Here is a 14,764-nt window from a genome sequence, read left to right on the forward strand (position 1 = left end):
TCATCGTGCGGTGTCCACCGTGTGTGCACACACGGAGCGACCTCGTACAACTCCCCTCCGAGGTCGGCCCGGTACTCGCCCTGATCGACGGCTCATCGATCTACGACGAACGGAACGACGGCTCATCGACCGGCTCGGCCTACCGGGTACGTGCCGGGCCGACCTCACAGGGCAATAGGCCCAGGGCGCTTCTGATGACCCTAAGCGGGCTGCCGCCGCAGTTCGGCCAGATGCTGCCTGGCGTGCTCCAGGGCACCGGCGCGTCGTCCCGGGACCCGCTCGCGCAACTCCACGAAATCGACGCCGAGTTCATGGGCGCGCACGGTGTCCGTGATCAGTCCCCACTGATGATGCGCCCGGTCGACCGCGGCCTCGACCGCCGGGTCCCGGGCCGGCCGCCCCGCCGCCAGCCGCGCCCGCGCGACCCCCATCCAGGCCTCACAGCTGCCCGCCGGGTCGCCCGCGAACATGGCCAGATCCGCCCGCACCTCCCGCCAGTGCAACACTTCCTCCGACCCGTCCCCGAACTCCCGCAGGGCGTCCTGCTCCCACCGAGCGGCCAGGGCGTCGGCCTCGGCATGCCGTCCCGCCCCGACGGCCACGCTGATGGCACCGTGCGGATCGACGACGGCCGCATCAGGCTCCGGGGGCGCGGGCGATCCGGCCGCCGAGGGTCCGGGAAGGGCGTTCGGCGGCACCGGGGTGGTGGGGAAGGCCGTCGCGGGGAAGGCCGTCGCGGGGGCGAGCCGCGCCGGCGTGGGTGGGCCGAGCGGCGCGGGTGGGGCCGGAGGGTGGCTTCCGGGAGCCGCGGGCCGAGCCCCCTGGGAACGGGAAGGGGAACGGGTGGGGTCGGCGGGGGCGAGGCCTCCGAGCGTGGCACCGGGCGCCGAGCCCGTCGCGTCGTAGGAGATCACCAGGTCGCCGTAACCGCCTGTCCGGGCGAGCACCTGCTCGTGCAGCACGGCCGGCTCCGGCCGCTGCCCACTGCGCAGTATCGTCGCCAACGCCTTCATGTACCCCGGCACGGCCACCGCCCGCCGCACCCCTCCGACCGGCGGCGCGACCCGCCCGTACACACTCACCCCCGGCCCGAGCGCCAACGGCCGCCCGGCCAGTTGCTGCCACACCTCCGCGTCGGCGTGCAGATCGACGAACAGCGTCGTGGAACCGGGCGTCCGCAGCCTCAGCTCCTCCACGATCCAGTGCCAGGGGAACGCGGTGTACCGGACGGTCGCCGGCGTCGTGCGCGCCAGCGCCAGATGCACGAGCCGCTGCTTGCGGTCGAGTTGCAGCTGCCCGGCGAGATACACGGTGAGCGGACCGGGCGCCGTGGCCGCCGCGCGCAACCGCGTCAGGACGGCCTGCGGCTCCAGCGGATCGGCCAGTTCCACGACGTTCGCCGTCCCCGTGCCGGACAGCACCTCGGGCGTGACGGCCGCCAGCACGGGAAGCACGGAGGCCGCGTCCACCAGGCATCCCTTGCCCATGGGCGAGGCCGCGAGCAGCAGCACCGTTCCGGGCATCGTTCCCTCCCCATCGACTCGCCGTCACCGGTCGTCGCCGGTCATCGCCGGTCATCGACACCCGCCGGCCTCCCGGCCGACTCCCCGTCGATCACCCGCACCAGCCAGCACGGTAACCGCTGCGCGTGCAAAGGGGGAAAGGAGCAGCGCAGGAGCACGGCAGAAGCAGGGCCAGTCGCAGGGCCAGGAGCAGGACCAGGAGCGGGGTGGGCGCAGGGCGGGAGCGCTCACTCCGGGGCGCTCGGCGCCCGCCGCATCGGCTCCGACGCCCGCCGCACCGCGAAGATCGTCGTGTCGTCGTCGAGGACCCCGCCGGTATGGGCGAGGACACCGTCCCGGACGAGGCGGACCAGGGACTCGGGGTCGAGGGCGGACGTACCGGCGGCGAGGGCGCGGGTGAGGTACTCGCGGAGCGGGAAGAAGACCCCGCGACCGTCACGCGCCTCCGTCACCCCGTCCGTGACCAGGAGCAACGTCTCGTCGGCGGCGAGCCGCACGGTGACCGCCCGGGGTCCCCGCGGCGCCAACTCGGCCAGCCCCAGCGGCAGTCCGTCCCGCAGGGGGAGGAAGCGCACGTTGCGGGGGGAGAGCACCAACGGGGGTTCGTGGCCGAAGTTGACGATGCCCACGGTGAGGGTGTCGAGGCCGGTGAGGTCCGGGCCCCAGTCGGTGCGTTCGCTGCGCAGTTCGGGGAAGTCCAGCAGGACGGCGGTGGCGAAGCGTTCGGCGTCCGCGCGGCCGACGTGCGCGCAGTAGCGCACATGGCGGACCATACGGGTCTCCAACCGCTCGGCCACGGTGTCCGGTTCGGCCTCGTAGTAGGCGGCCTCGCGGAACGTGCCGAGCAGCACGGAGGCCGCCTCCACCGCCCCGAGCCCCTTGCCCTGGACGTCGCCGATGACGACGCGCGTGCCGTGGGGGCTGGGCTGGATGTCGTAGAAGTCGCCGCCGACGCGGGCCGTGCTGTCGGCGGCGAGGTAGATCTCGGCGTGGTCGAGGCCGCCGACGTCCGGCGGGAGCTGGCGCAGCAGGATACGGCGGGTGGTGTCGACGACGGCCCGCATGTGCTGCATCCGCTCCTCGCCGCGCAGCCGTACCGCGCAGGCCAGCACGGACAGGACTCCGCCGAGGGCGACGAGGATGAAGTCGGGCAGGCCGGTGCGCTCCTGGTGGGACCAGGAGCTGTCGCCCACGGCGTACATGAACAGCGCGAGGACCGCGAACAGCGCCGTCGTCCACACCCGGCAGACCGCGGCGGCCGTGCCCGGCACGAGCACCAGCCAGGAGATGACCCGGAAGTCGCCTTCGGTGACCCAGTCGAGCACCGGTACGGCGAGCAGCACGACGAGTGGCGGCAGCCAGGCGACGTTCCGTCCGCGGATCCGCAGCGGCTGCTGCCGCACGACGGGGTCCGGCTCCCGGCGCCCGAGCGGCACCGGCATCCGCATCCGCATGTCCCACAGCGAAACACGCCCCCACGCTCCCCGCATCCCGACTTGCCGGCGGCCCTCCCCAGGTGTGCTCTGGTAGACGGGGCGGAGAGTGGCGGGGGAGGGAAGAGAGAGGAGTGCTCCCATGGCTCAATCGGCACCAACTCCGGGACGGCCGGCGACTCCGGGCAGGCCCTCGGTCCCGGGCCGTCCCTCGGTCCCGGGCAGGTCGGCGGGGCCGGCCACGCCCGATGTCTTCAGTGAGCGCACCCACAGGCTCACGAACCGGATCCTGCCCGTGGCCCTCGGCCTCGTCTACGGCTACTGGGCCGCGGCGATGAACCGCGACGCCGGCCCCATCACCGGCTGGAACGTCCTCTTCGGCTTCGTGACCGCGTTCGTGTTCGCGGCGCTCTACATCGCCGTACAGGCCGTGGCACCCCGGCTGCGGCGCGAACCGCACGCCCTCCTCTGGGGCGGCTTCGCGGGCTGCGCGTTCGGGTTCCTCTACAGTCAGGCCGCCCAGCACACCGTGCTGCGCTCGACGATCATGGCCCTCGCCGTCGCGGCGGCGGTCTTCGCGGTGGCCTTCTACCGCTACTACACCCACGAGGACGCGACGGGCCACCGCATGCGCTGACCGGTCAACCCCGTCCGTCCGGTGCGCCCGGTGCGCCCGGTGCGCCCGGTCCTCGCGCTCCCTCTCACTCCTCCTGCCATTCCCAGGTACCGGAGGCCGTGAAGGTCCACGTGAACGAGACGGACCCGGAACCGTTCCCGTGCCCGTTCCCGTGCCCGTCCTGGCAGGGATCGCAGTCCTTCCAGCTCGGGCACGGGTCCGTGCAGTTCGGCACCGAGCGGCCGTGCGTGTCGACGTACACCGCGCTCACCCAGCCGCGGGCGTCCCCGAGCCAGTACCAGTGCGGGTCGCCGAACACCTTCTGGCCTCGGACCTCGCAGTCGACGGCGGTGTGACTGCCGGGCGCGAGGAAGCCGACGACGCGGGAGTGCGTGGTCGGCTGTTCGCGGAGGTTGAGGTCACCGCGGGCGACGATCGTGCCCCGCACGGAGTCGTCGGAGTCCCGGTCGGCGTGGCCGGAGTGGGCCGCCGCCGTCGTCCCGAGCGCCGACACCGCGAGCACACCACCGGTGATCCCGGCCGCGACGAGGGTCCGCAGGGCCGAAGTGGCCGGGGAACACGACGACATGCACGAGGACATGCACGAGGACATGAAAGAACTCGGAGTTCGCGGATCGCTACGCATGCCTTGCCTCCTCGACTCCCCCTTCGCCACCCCCTGGCACTCTTTCTCCAGGTAACACCCGTTCGAGTGAGCGCTCCACCGGAGAGGACTCCACCGCCGGTCGGACGTGCCGACCCGGCAAGGCCCCCTCCCCGTTCGGCTTGTCCTGGGGGGCCATTCGCAGTCACGTGGGGCGGGAGCGCTCGCGAGGTCGTGGGCGGGGGTCTTGCCTGGAGGGGTGTCCCACCCTGCCCGTGGCGCCCTGTCGGCCGTACTGACCGCGCTCGCCTGCCTGCTCACGCCGGTGGGCGCGCTGGCCGTGTGGGCGACGTACGAACTCGCGGACCGGACGCGGTACGAGGCGGTCATGGCGCCGCTGGCCACCGACCCGGACGTACGGGAGGCGCTCGCGGACGCGGTCGCCTCGGAGATCCTGCGCGAGGTCCGGGTGGGGCCGCCCCTGCGGCGTCCGGTACGGGAGTTCACGCACGACGCGGCGCACTCCTTCACCCAGACCGAGGCGTTCCGCACGGCGTGGCACATGGTGAACCGGGCGGCGCACGACGCGGTGCTGAAGGCGGTGCGCGCGGAGGACGCGGACGGCGGGGGCGCGCGCGGGCCCGGCGTCGGCGGCGCGCGGGCGGTGACGCTCGACCTCGCGCCGGTCGCCGAGCGCGTCAAACGTCAGCTCGTGCGCGACCACGTGCCGTTCGCCCATCGCATCCCGGTCGCGCACACCCGGGTCGAGGTGTTGTCGGCCGCGGAACTGGTCCCACTTCGAAAGGGGTATCGCGTGCTCGAAATCGCCGCGTTCTGGCTTCCGGTCGGTGCGCTCGCGCTGGCCGCCGGTGGCGTACTCGTCGCGACGCAGCGCCGTCGGGCCGTCTGCGCGACGGGTCTCGGCGCGGCGCTCGGCGGTGCGCTGCTCGGCGTCGCCGTGGCCCTCGGGCGCCACCTCACGCTCGCCGACCTGCCTCCGGACGTCTCCCCGGCGGCCGCCGGCGCCGTCTACGACGCCCTCACCGCCACCCTGCGCACGGTGACCTGGGGGCTGGTCCTCCTCGGCACCACCGTGGCGGGGACCGCCTGGCTCACCGGCCACCTCGTGCGACATCGGCGAGCGCCCGCAACGCCCCCGCCAACACCGACGGAGAAACCGACGCAAGCCCAAGCCTGACACAGTCGGCGACGGAAGCCGCGGCCGCCGGCGCGCCGTCCGTCTACGACGCCCTCACCGCCACCCCGCGCACGGTGACCTGGGGGCTGGTCCTCCTCGGCACCACCGTGGCGGCGACCGCCTGGCTCACCGGCCACCTCGTGCGACATCGGCGAGCGCCCGCAACGCCCCCGCCAACACCGACGGAGAAACCGACGCAAGCCCAAGCCTGACGCAGTCGGCGGCGGAAGCCGCGCCCTCCTCCGGCCGCTTCGACCGCGCGCGGTCGTGGCGCTGGGGCGGCACGGGCGAACGCGGTGGCACCCGGTCGGCACCGGCGATCGCGCCCGGCCCCCGCCCCGCACCAGCCACCAGGCCGCCGGAAGCCGGCCCCCGCCCCACCCCCGCGACGCTGAACACCGACCCCGGGGTCACCGCCACACCCCGCTCGGCCGCCGCCGCGCAGAACGTGTCCGCTCGCCAGGGCTCGGGCAGCTCCCACCACGCGTAGTAGGCCCGCGCGTCCCCCCGCACGGAGAACCCCGCGAGGTGCTCGGCGACCAGCCGCTGCCGGGCCGCCGCGTCGGCCCGCTTCGCCGCGACCAGCCGCCCGACCGTCCCGTCCCCGATCCACCGCACCCCCGCCTCCAACGCGAACCGCCCCGCCACCCAGCCTCCCGACCGCAGCGCGTCCGCCGCCCCCTCGACCCGCCCCTCCGGCACCACCAGGAAGCCGACGGTCAGCCCCGGCGCCACCCGCTTGGACAGCCCGTCCACGACGAACACCCGCTCCGGCGCATACGCGGCCAACGGCGGCAGCGCCCCCGCACCACCGACACCGACACCGACACCGACACCGCCGCCGACGTTCCGGCTCGCCTCCCCGCCCCCTTCGGCGCCCGCGTCCCCACCCGCCAGGAACGACCAGATCCGGTCCTCGATCACCGGAAGATCCAACTCCCGCACCACACGCGCGAGTTCGGCCCGGCGCCCGGCGCCCATCGTCACGGACGTCGGATTGTGCAGCGTCGGCTGCGCGTACACCGCCGACAGCGGCGCCGCCCGGTGCGCGGCGGCCACGGCCTCCGGCCGAAGCCCCTCCCCGTCCGTCGCGAGCGGCACCAGGGTCACCCCCAGCCGCCCGGCGATCTCCTTGACCAGCGGATACGTCAGGGACTCGACGCCGACGCGTCCCCCGGGCCGCACGAGGTGGGCGAGGGCCGCGGCGATAGCCTGGCGGGCGTTCCCGGCGAAGAGGAACCGTCTCGGATCCGGGCGCCAGCCGGCCGTGGCGAGCAACCCGGCCGCCGCCTCGCGCGCCGCGGCCGTACCGGTCGCGGGGGCCGTACGCAGCGCGTCCGTCAGCACGTCCGGCCGCAGCAACGGCGCCAGCCCGGTGGCCAGCAGCTCCGACTGGCCCGGCGCGGACGGGTAGTTGAGCTCCAGGTTCACCGGCGCCGAGCCCGCCGGCTCGGCCAGCGCCCGCCCCGTCGACGCCGCCGGTGCCGCCCGCACGAACGTCCCGCGCCCGACCTCTCCCAGCACCAGACCGCGCCGCACCAGCTCCGCGTACACGCGCCCGGCGGTCGACCCGGCGATCCCCTGCCGCCGCGCGAACACCCGCTGCGGCGGCAGCCGGTCACCGGGCTTCAGCCGCCCGGTGACGATGTCCTCCGCGATGCGATCGGCGATACGCCGGTAGTCGGCCACGACTCTCCCTCTCCCTCGTCTCTTCCTCTCCCACCGCTGCGTCCTGCCGTTCTCGTCGCCTCTGCGTCCCGCCTCTCCGCCCGCGCCCTGCCACCACATTGCACCGAGGGTAAAGATCTTATTGCACCGAGGAGTTGGGGCACCCTAGGGTCGATTCCATGACCACCTTCCTCGCATACGAGGACAAAGGGGGACCCGGCCCCGCAGGCCGGCCTGCCCGCCTCCCTCTCGTCCTCGTCCACGGCCACCCCTTCGACCGCACGATGTGGGACCCGCAGATCACCGAGTTCTACGCCACCCGTCGCGTCATCGCCCCCGATCTGCGCGGCTACGGCCGGTCCCCCGTCGTCCCGGGCGTCACCCCGCTCTCCACCTTCGCCGAGGACATCGCGGCACTCCTGGACGACCTGGGGGTCCCGGAGTTCGTCCTCGGGGGACTCTCCATGGGCGGCCAGATCGCGATGGAGTGCTACCGCCTGTTCCCGCGCCGCGTCCGCGGTCTCCTCCTCGCCGACACCTTCCCGGCCGCCGAGACCGAGGAGGGCAGACGGACCCGGAACGCCATGGCCGACCGGCTGCTGCGCGAGGGCATGACGGGGTACGCCGACGAGGTGCTGTTCCGCATGGTCGCGCCGTACGCGGACCCGGAGGTCGCGGCCCGGGTGCGCCGCATGATGACGGGCACCGACCCCGAGGGCGCCGCGGCGGCCCTGCGCGGCCGGGCCGAGCGTCCCGACTACCGCGAGTTGCTCACCCGCGTCACCGTGCCGGCGCTGGTCGTCGTGGGCGCCGACGACGAGTACACCCCGGTCTCCGATGCCGAGGCCATGCACGCCGCCCTCCCCGACTCCACCCTCCACGTCGTCGACGGCGCCGCCCACCTGCCGAACCTGGAACGCCCGGACGAGTTCAACAAGGCGCTCGGGGCCTTCCTGGCCCGCCTGGACTGAGCCGCGCCCCGGTTCCCCGTCCCGGGCCTCCCACTCCCCCCACCTCCCGGTTTCACCCGTTCGGCCTACACCACGTGCGGCCGTCCTCCTGCCGCGTGAGCATGCGGGTGAGCTGTCCATCCTCAGGAGGAGGCCCTCATGGCCCAGCACAGCACCGCACCACGCTCGAACACCACGTCGCAGGAGACGTCGATGTCCCACCGGGGGGCCCGCTCGGAGTGGGCCCACGGCGGGATGGTCTTCGCCGGTGTCCTGATGATGGTCATCGGCATCATGGGCATCCTCAACGGCATCGCCGGGATCGCCACGGACGACGTGTACGCGAACATCGGCAGTTACGTCTTCGAGTTCAGCCTCACCACCTGGGGCTGGATCCACCTGGTGATCGGTGTCGGCGTCCTGGGCACCGGGTGGGGCGTCATCCAGGGCCACGACTGGGCTCGCGCGGTGGGAATCGCCCTGACCTCGCTGTTCGCCATCGAGTACTTCATGTTCCTGCCGTACGCGCCCGTCTGGTCGCTCATCTGCATCGGCATCGCGGTCTTCGTGATGTGGTCCCTGGCGACGTCCCCGGAGCCGACGCGCACCGGGTGAATCCCGACCCGAGCGTCCGAGAGCTCGGGAGGACAACGGACCCACGGCTGAGAAGCGAAGCCGGGCGCAGCCCCGGCTTCGCTTCTCAGGGGCGCGGGGAACTGCGCGAGAAGCCCCACCGGCCCGCACCCGCCCGCGCACCCCTCCCCGATCCCGCCCCCGGCGCAACCTTCCCTTCACCTCACCCGTCCTTAAAAGGACCCGCACCAAAAGGACCCGCACCAAAAGCGAAAGGCACCGGCCGTGGAGAGCGCGACCATCGAGCGGCCGGACCCCACCCCGGAACCCGCACCCGCAGCCGGGCCACGCCCCCGGAAGCGGCACGGCGGCAAGGCCTTCCTCGCCACCCTGCTCCTCCTGGGCGTCACCCTCGTCGTCGGCTCCCGCGCCGCCGACATCGACGCCTTCACCCCGGTCCCCCAACTCCTCGCGTTCCTGCCCTGGCTCCTCGCCCCCACCGCCCTCGCCCTCCTCCTCGCGCTCCTCTCCCGCCGCTGGCTCGGCCTGACCTGGGGCGTGGTGCTCCTCGGGGCCCTCGCCTGGTACATCGAGCCGTACGGCAAGGCGAGCGAGCCGAACGGGCCGGTAGTCGCCGAGGTGCGGGTGATGACGTCGAACGTGCAGTTCGGCCGCGGCACCGACGCCCTCGTCAAGGCCGTACGCCGCGACCGCCCCGACATCGTCTTCGTCGAGGAGTGCGAACTCACCTGTTCGGCCAAGCTCCGTGACACGCTCGGCGATCTGAGCGGCCGGACCCCGGACTACCCGCACCGCCGGTCCGTCGAGGGCTACGGCTCCACCGGCTCCGTCATCCTCAGCCGGTACCCACTGAAGTCCACCGACCCGATCCCCGGCTCGATGGGCATGCCGGGCGCCGTCGCCGACGTCGAGGGCCACCCCGTACGGCTGCAGCTGGCGCACCCGATGCCGCCGTTGCCGGGACAGCTGGACACCTGGCGGCGGGAGCTCGGCGCGCTGCGCGCGTACGCGGCGAAGGACGCCCGGACGCCCACCATCCTGGCCGGGGACTTCAACGCCACCCAGGACCACGCGGCCTTCCGCGCGATCCTCGACACGGGGATGAGTGACGCCGCCCGGCTGACCGGACAGGACCGCAGGCCGACCTGGCCCTCCCCGACGGCCCCGAGGATCGGCGCCCAGATCGACCACGTCCTCGTCTCCGAGGAGGACTTCTCCGCCCGCGAGGTCCGCTTCCGCCGGCTGTCCGGCACCGACCACAACGCCGTCACCGTGGACCTCGCGCTGCATCGGCGCGGGTGAACCAAAAGGTCACACACACCCCACGGAAACCCCGATCACCCCCGCGATAATGGGCGCATGCCCCGCACCCTCCCCATCGGCCTCGCTCCGCCCGACTGGCTGGTGCGGAACCTCCGGCCGCAGCCCGCGCCGGTCAACCGGCCGGCCGTCGCGCGCGCGGCGATCGCGCTGACGCTGCCCCTCGTGCTCGGCCTCGCCGCCGGCCGGCCCGAGTACGGCGCGCTCGCCTCCATGGGCGCCCTCTCGGGCGTCATCAGCGACACGGCGGCCGCGTACCGGATGCGGCTGCTGAACATCGCGATCCCCCAGCTGTTCGCCGCCGTGGGCATCACACTCGGTTCGCTGGTGTACGGGCAGGGCTGGGTCACCGTCGGGGTCCTCACCGGGGTCGCGCTCGTCTCCGGGATGATCTCGTCGATCGGCGCCGTGGCCTCCGTGTCGGGGCTCCTCCTGCTGCTCAACTCGGTGATCGGCGCGGGGCTGCCGATGCCGGGCCAGTGGTGGCTGGCCCCGCTGCTGATGACCGGAGGCGGCTTCCTCGTCCTCGTCCTGGCCCTGCTCGCCTGGCCGCTCAGGGCGGGCGTGCCGGAACGGGCGGCGGTCGCCGACACCTACCGCAAGGTCGCGGACCTCCTCGCCACGATGACACCGGACGCCCGGACCGCCGCGGGCTCCCCGGGCGACGGCAAGGACACCTACGAGGACGCGCGGGTGCTGGTCACCCAGTCCCTCAACCAGTCCTACGACCTGGTCCTCGCCCGCCGCGCCCGCCACCACGGCCGCAGTCCCGAACTCGTACGCCTGCTGGCCCAGTTGAACGCGATCACCCCGCTGGTGGAGGCGGCCCCCGCGGTACGGCTGTCCGGCCGTCCGCTGCCCGCCGAGATCCCGGTGGCCGTACGGCATCTCGCGGAGGCCGTGGAGACGGGGTACTCGGGGCCGCTCGGGCTGCGGCTGCCGGAGCCCGGGAGCGAGATCGGGCGGGCGGTCGACCAGGCGCTGCGGCACGCCGCCGACGTCGCCACCGAGAAGTCGCCGGACGCGCTGAAGAAGGCCGGCGACCGCGCGGGCCGCCCCGCGCCGCTGGGCGTGCGCGCCGTCCGGGTCGCCCGGAACGTCGCCCTCTCCGGCACCTCCTGGCGCTACGGCCTGCGCCTCGCGCTGTGCATCGGCATCGCCCAGGCCCTGGTGTCGCTCGTTCCCGTGCCGCGCTCGTACTGGGTGGCGCTGACCATCACCTTCGTCCTGAAGCCGGACTTCGGGTCGGTGTTCTCCCGAGCGCTGCTGCGGGCGCTCGGCACGGTCGTGGGGCTGGTGGTCGCCGCCGGGATCCTCACCGAGGTGCCGCGCGGCTGGTGGGACGTGCCGGTGATGCTGCTCCTCGCACCGCTCATCCCGGTGTTCACGCCCCGGGGCTACGGCTATCAGACGGCCGCCATCACCCCGGTGATCCTGCTCCTCTCGGACACCCTCAACCACCAGGGCGGCGACCTGCTCGTCCCGCGTCTCGTCGACTCCCTCATGGGCTGCGCGATCGCCCTCGTCGCGGGCTATCTGCTCTGGCCGGAGAGCTGGCACGCCCGGGTCGGCGACCGGCTCGCGGACGCCGTCGCCGACACGGCAGCGTACGTCGAGCGCGCCTTCGGGCAGACCCCGGCGGACCCCGCCGACCGGGCCCGGACGCGCCGCCGCCTCTACCGCGACCTCTCCACCATCCGTACGGAGTTCCAGCGCGCCCTGACCGAACCGCCACCCGTCGGCCGGCGCGCCGCCGCCTGGTGGCCGCTGGTCGTGGCGGTCGAGCGGATCGTGGACGCGACGACGGCCGCGCGGGTCCGGATCAAACAGGGCGCGGAACCGCCGTCCGCCGCCGAGGTCGAGCAAGTGGCCTTGCAACTGAGGGAGTTGGCGGACGGACTCCGCAAGACGGACACCCTCTACGAGGTCCGCTCCGACCTCGGCGGACCGCCGGGCAGCGTGCTGGAGCCGCTCCGCCAGGAGGTGGCGGCGGCCCGCACGATCACGTCACCCCGCTGAGCCGCGGTCCCTCCAGGTCAACCCGACGCAGGGCGCTGAATCGTTACGTCATCCCCGCACGGGTGACCGAGGGCGAATGTGCAGCCGAAAAGCAGTCATGATCAATCCTGTTCAACCGCCCTACCTATAAGGGGATTTTTCATGCGTCGCACCGCGACCGTCCTGCTCGGAACCCTCGCCCTCGCCGGCGCCATGGCACCGGCCGCCCACGCGATCCCGGACCCGGTCGGGACCGTCACCTGCATCGCCGAGACCCCGGCCGCCGTGACGGAGCTCGCCGACCCGGCCGCGCTCCTCGACCCGGCCGCCCTGCTGGACCCGGCCGCCGCCCCGGGCGTCAGCTGCCTGGCTCCCTGAGCCCCGCTCCGCGCAGGAACGTGCGGGCCGCCCTCTCCGACAGGAGGGGCGGCCCGCATTTCTCGTATGCAGCGCACAGATGCTGATCCGGAGGGATCAGACGCCGGAGGAACCAGAAGCCGGAGGGATCAGACGCTTGAGGGATCAGACGCCTGAGGAATGGGACGCCTGAGGAACTGGACGCCTGAGGAACTGGACGCCTGAGGAACTGGACGCCTGAGGAACTGGACGCCTCAGGAATTGGACGCCTCAGGAATCAGGCTCCGTGGCGGGATCGGACGCAAGAAGCATCAGACGCCGATGTCGCAGCCGTCCGCGCGCCACACCGCGACGACCGCCGGGCGGACGTACGTGCCCGCGCCGTCGGGCCAGGTGCTCTTCGGGTTCTCGACCGTGGCTCCGTCGAGCTCGCCCGGGTGCTGGACGGCGACCAGGACGCGGCGGTCCTGGATGATCGGGCCGCAGGTCTCGGCACCGCTCGGTACGGTGAGGAACTGCTTCAGCTCACCACGGCGCTCCCCCTTGGTCGCCACACCGAACAGTCCGTCGTGCGAGCCGAGCTGGGCGCCGTCGGTGGAGATCCACAGGTTGCCGTACCGGTCGAAGGCGACGTTGTCCGGGCAGGAGATCGGGGAGACGTCGTCCTTGGGGAAGCCGGCGAAGTAGGTCGCCGGGTCGTTCGGGTCGCCCGCGACGAGGAAGAGCAGCCAGGCGAACTTCGTGCTCTCGGGCCGGTTCCAGCGCTCGGTGAGCTCCAGCACCTGGCCGTGCTTGTTGGCGTTGCGCGGGTTGGCCTCGTCCGCCTTGGGGTGGGAGCCGACACCGCGGTTGGAGTTGTTGGTGAGGGCGACGTAGACCTTGCCGGTGACCGGGTTGGGCTCGATGTCCTCGGGCCGGTCCATCTTGGTGGCGCCGACCTTGTCACCGGCGAGCCGGGTGAAGACGAAGACCTCGTCGGCGGTCATGCCGTCCACGTGCGAGACGGCGCCCTGGGCGGTGGCGGTGGCCAGCGGAATCCACTCGCCGGAGCCATCGAACTCACCATCGCTCGGCAGCTTGCCCGTGCCGTCGATCTCGATCGCCGGGGAGTCGCCGGTCAGCTTGGCCACGTAGAGCGTGCCCTCGTCCAGCAGCGAGAGGTTGTGCTCGCGGACGGCGCGGCTCGACCCCTTCCTCATCCGCTTGCTGCTGACGAACTTGTAGAAGTAGTCGAAGCGCTCGTCGTCGCCGGAGTAGACGACGGGACGCCCGTCCGAGGTCAGCCGGATGGTGGCGGCCTCGTGCTTGAACCGACCGAGCGCGGTGTGCTTGCGCGGCGTGGAGGTCGGGTCGTACGGGTCGAACTCGACGACGTACCCGAAACGGTGCACCTCGTTCGGCTCCTGGGCCACGTCGAACCGCTTGTCGAACCGCTCCCACTTGCGCTCGCTGGCGCCCGTGCCGATGCCGTACCGCTTGTCGGTCGCACGGCTGCTGTTGGCGAAGTACTGGTTGAAGTTCTCCTCGCCGTGCAGCGTGGTGCCCCAGGGGGTGGTGCCGCCGGAGCAGTTGTTGAGGGTGCCGAGGACCTTGCGGCCGGTCGGGTCGGCGGAGGTCTTCAGCAGGTCGGAGCCGGCGGCGGGGCCGGTGAGCCGGAACTCGGTCGTCGCCGTGACCCGGCGGTTGAGCTGGTGCCGGGGCACGACGGTGAGCTTGCCGGTGCGCCGGTCCTCCTCGACCACGACGGCGGACAGCCCGTGGGCGGCCCAGGCGACCTCGACCTGGTCGCGGGTCGGGTTGGCGGCGTCGTAGCCGCGGAACATCAGCACCTCGTCGGTGTACTCGTGGTTCGCGACGAGGAGCCGGCGGCCGCGCTCACCGGGGAGCGGGAGCAGCGCGAGGAAGTCGTTGTTGTAGCCGAACTGGCCGGCCTGGGCCTTGCCCGTCTGGTTCTCCGGGTCGAAGGCGGGGGCGCCGCGCAGGATCGGCTCGCCCCAGCGGATGACGACGTTCTGCTTGTACCCGTCGGGGACGGTCACGGTGTCGGCGGTGTTGGGCGCGACGGAGGTGTAGCGCAGACCGCGGGCGGCCTTGGGCCTGGTCTTGGACCCGGCGGACCCGGCGGACCCGGCGGTGTCGGCCGACGTGGCCGCGGCGGCGGGCCGGGCGGTGCCGAGCGAGACGGCCGTACCGGCGGCGCCGGCCACGGAGACGACGGCGGCGGCCCTCATCACCGAGCGACGGCTGAGCGCGCTCGCGATCACGTCGCCCACGTACTCGTTGGTGCTGGTGTTCGGCACCTCGTGGAAGCAGGCGTCGCCACAGCGGAACCGACAGGTCAGGGCGGAACGGCCGCCGGGATGCGAGCCGATCATGGGCAGCAGCTTGCGCACAGCGCGCTCCTCGATGCTCTTATGTGCCTTTTGGGTGTGAGCGCGACGCTAGAGGGGCGTGTGTTCGAAAACGGGGACGTCAGGTGAACAGGGAGTGAACCTGCGGCAGT

At 73.1% G+C, this 14,764-nt stretch carries 12 protein-coding genes; 7 read left to right on the forward strand and 5 right to left on the reverse strand.

Annotated features, from left to right (window positions below; all coding sequences use genetic code 11):
• Positions 1–200 precede the first annotated feature (200 nt).
• The gene (locus tag K1J60_RS21355) at positions 201–1,523 is read right to left on the reverse strand and encodes a hypothetical protein (RefSeq protein WP_220647599.1); all 1,323 of its coding nucleotides are present in this window, start codon (positions 1,521–1,523) and stop codon (positions 201–203) included.
• A gap of 227 nt (positions 1,524–1,750) precedes the next feature.
• The gene (locus K1J60_RS21360) at positions 1,751–2,977 is read right to left on the reverse strand and encodes a PP2C family protein-serine/threonine phosphatase (RefSeq protein WP_220647600.1); all 1,227 of its coding nucleotides are present in this window, start codon (positions 2,975–2,977) and stop codon (positions 1,751–1,753) included.
• Between the two features lie 121 nt (positions 2,978–3,098).
• Between K1J60_RS21360 and K1J60_RS21365 the strand changes: the two genes are divergently transcribed.
• On the forward strand, positions 3,099–3,593 hold the full coding sequence (locus K1J60_RS21365) for a hypothetical protein (protein ID WP_220647601.1): 495 nt from the start codon (positions 3,099–3,101) through the stop codon (positions 3,591–3,593).
• A gap of 64 nt (positions 3,594–3,657) precedes the next feature.
• Here K1J60_RS21365 and K1J60_RS21370 read toward each other — a convergent pair whose 3' ends face one another.
• Positions 3,658–4,161: an SH3 domain-containing protein gene (locus tag K1J60_RS21370; RefSeq protein WP_220647602.1), complete on the reverse strand. Its 504-nt coding sequence runs from the start codon at positions 4,159–4,161 to the stop codon at positions 3,658–3,660.
• Positions 4,162–4,435: 274 nt separating this feature from the next.
• Between K1J60_RS21370 and K1J60_RS21375 the strand changes: the two genes are divergently transcribed.
• Positions 4,436–5,374: a hypothetical protein gene (locus tag K1J60_RS21375; RefSeq protein ID WP_220647603.1), complete on the forward strand. Its 939-nt coding sequence runs from the start codon at positions 4,436–4,438 to the stop codon at positions 5,372–5,374.
• A 126-nt stretch (positions 5,375–5,500) separates the two neighbouring features.
• On the opposite strand, the gene K1J60_RS21380 is transcribed toward K1J60_RS21375, so the two are convergent.
• Positions 5,501–7,063 carry an aminotransferase-like domain-containing protein gene (locus K1J60_RS21380; RefSeq protein WP_220647604.1) on the reverse strand — a complete coding sequence of 521 codons (1,563 nt, stop codon included), beginning with the start codon at positions 7,061–7,063 and terminating at the stop codon, positions 5,501–5,503.
• Positions 7,064–7,221: 158 nt separating this feature from the next.
• On the opposite strand from K1J60_RS21380, the gene K1J60_RS21385 reads away from it, so the two are divergent.
• From K1J60_RS21385 to K1J60_RS21405, 5 genes are all read left to right on the forward strand, one after another.
• Positions 7,222–8,013 (forward strand): alpha/beta fold hydrolase, encoded by a 792-nt coding sequence (locus tag K1J60_RS21385; RefSeq protein ID WP_220647605.1) that lies wholly within the window; start codon positions 7,222–7,224, stop codon positions 8,011–8,013.
• 138 nt (positions 8,014–8,151) lie between these two features.
• Positions 8,152–8,607, forward strand: a complete 456-nt coding sequence (locus K1J60_RS21390) for a DUF7144 family membrane protein (protein ID WP_220647606.1) — start codon at positions 8,152–8,154, stop codon at positions 8,605–8,607.
• A 243-nt stretch (positions 8,608–8,850) separates the two neighbouring features.
• The gene (locus K1J60_RS21395) at positions 8,851–9,888 is read left to right on the forward strand and encodes an endonuclease/exonuclease/phosphatase family protein (RefSeq protein ID WP_220647607.1); all 1,038 of its coding nucleotides are present in this window, start codon (positions 8,851–8,853) and stop codon (positions 9,886–9,888) included.
• Between the two features lie 57 nt (positions 9,889–9,945).
• The gene (locus K1J60_RS21400) at positions 9,946–11,925 is read left to right on the forward strand and encodes an FUSC family protein (protein ID WP_220647608.1); all 1,980 of its coding nucleotides are present in this window, start codon (positions 9,946–9,948) and stop codon (positions 11,923–11,925) included.
• A gap of 141 nt (positions 11,926–12,066) precedes the next feature.
• Positions 12,067–12,282, forward strand: coding sequence for a hypothetical protein (locus tag K1J60_RS21405; RefSeq protein WP_220647609.1), 216 nt, complete (start codon positions 12,067–12,069; stop codon positions 12,280–12,282).
• A 290-nt stretch (positions 12,283–12,572) separates the two neighbouring features.
• On the opposite strand, the gene K1J60_RS21410 is transcribed toward K1J60_RS21405, so the two are convergent.
• Complete coding sequence (locus K1J60_RS21410) at positions 12,573–14,654, reverse strand: PhoX family protein (protein WP_220647610.1); 2,082 nt, start codon at positions 14,652–14,654, stop codon at positions 12,573–12,575.
• Positions 14,655–14,764 lie beyond the last annotated feature (110 nt).

The sequence above is a fragment of the Streptomyces akebiae genome, from assembly GCF_019599145.1.
Classification (GTDB): Bacteria; Actinomycetota; Actinomycetes; order Streptomycetales; family Streptomycetaceae; genus Streptomyces; species Streptomyces akebiae.

Coding starts and splice junctions, on each gene's coding strand:
- K1J60_RS21360 (WP_220647600.1), bottom strand. CDS start 2,977: ATGCGGATGCGGATGCCGGTGCCGCTCGGGCGCCGGGAGCCGGACCCC.
- K1J60_RS21405 (WP_220647609.1), top strand. CDS start 12,067: ATGCGTCGCACCGCGACCGTCCTGCTCGGAACCCTCGCCCTCGCCGGC.
- K1J60_RS21365 (WP_220647601.1), top strand. CDS start 3,099: ATGGCTCAATCGGCACCAACTCCGGGACGGCCGGCGACTCCGGGCAGG.
- K1J60_RS21370 (WP_220647602.1), bottom strand. CDS start 4,161: ATGTCGTCGTGTTCCCCGGCCACTTCGGCCCTGCGGACCCTCGTCGCG.
- K1J60_RS21400 (WP_220647608.1), top strand. CDS start 9,946: ATGCCCCGCACCCTCCCCATCGGCCTCGCTCCGCCCGACTGGCTGGTG.
- K1J60_RS21390 (WP_220647606.1), top strand. CDS start 8,152: ATGGCCCAGCACAGCACCGCACCACGCTCGAACACCACGTCGCAGGAG.
- K1J60_RS21385 (WP_220647605.1), top strand. CDS start 7,222: ATGACCACCTTCCTCGCATACGAGGACAAAGGGGGACCCGGCCCCGCA.
- K1J60_RS21355 (WP_220647599.1), bottom strand. CDS start 1,523: ATGCCCGGAACGGTGCTGCTGCTCGCGGCCTCGCCCATGGGCAAGGGA.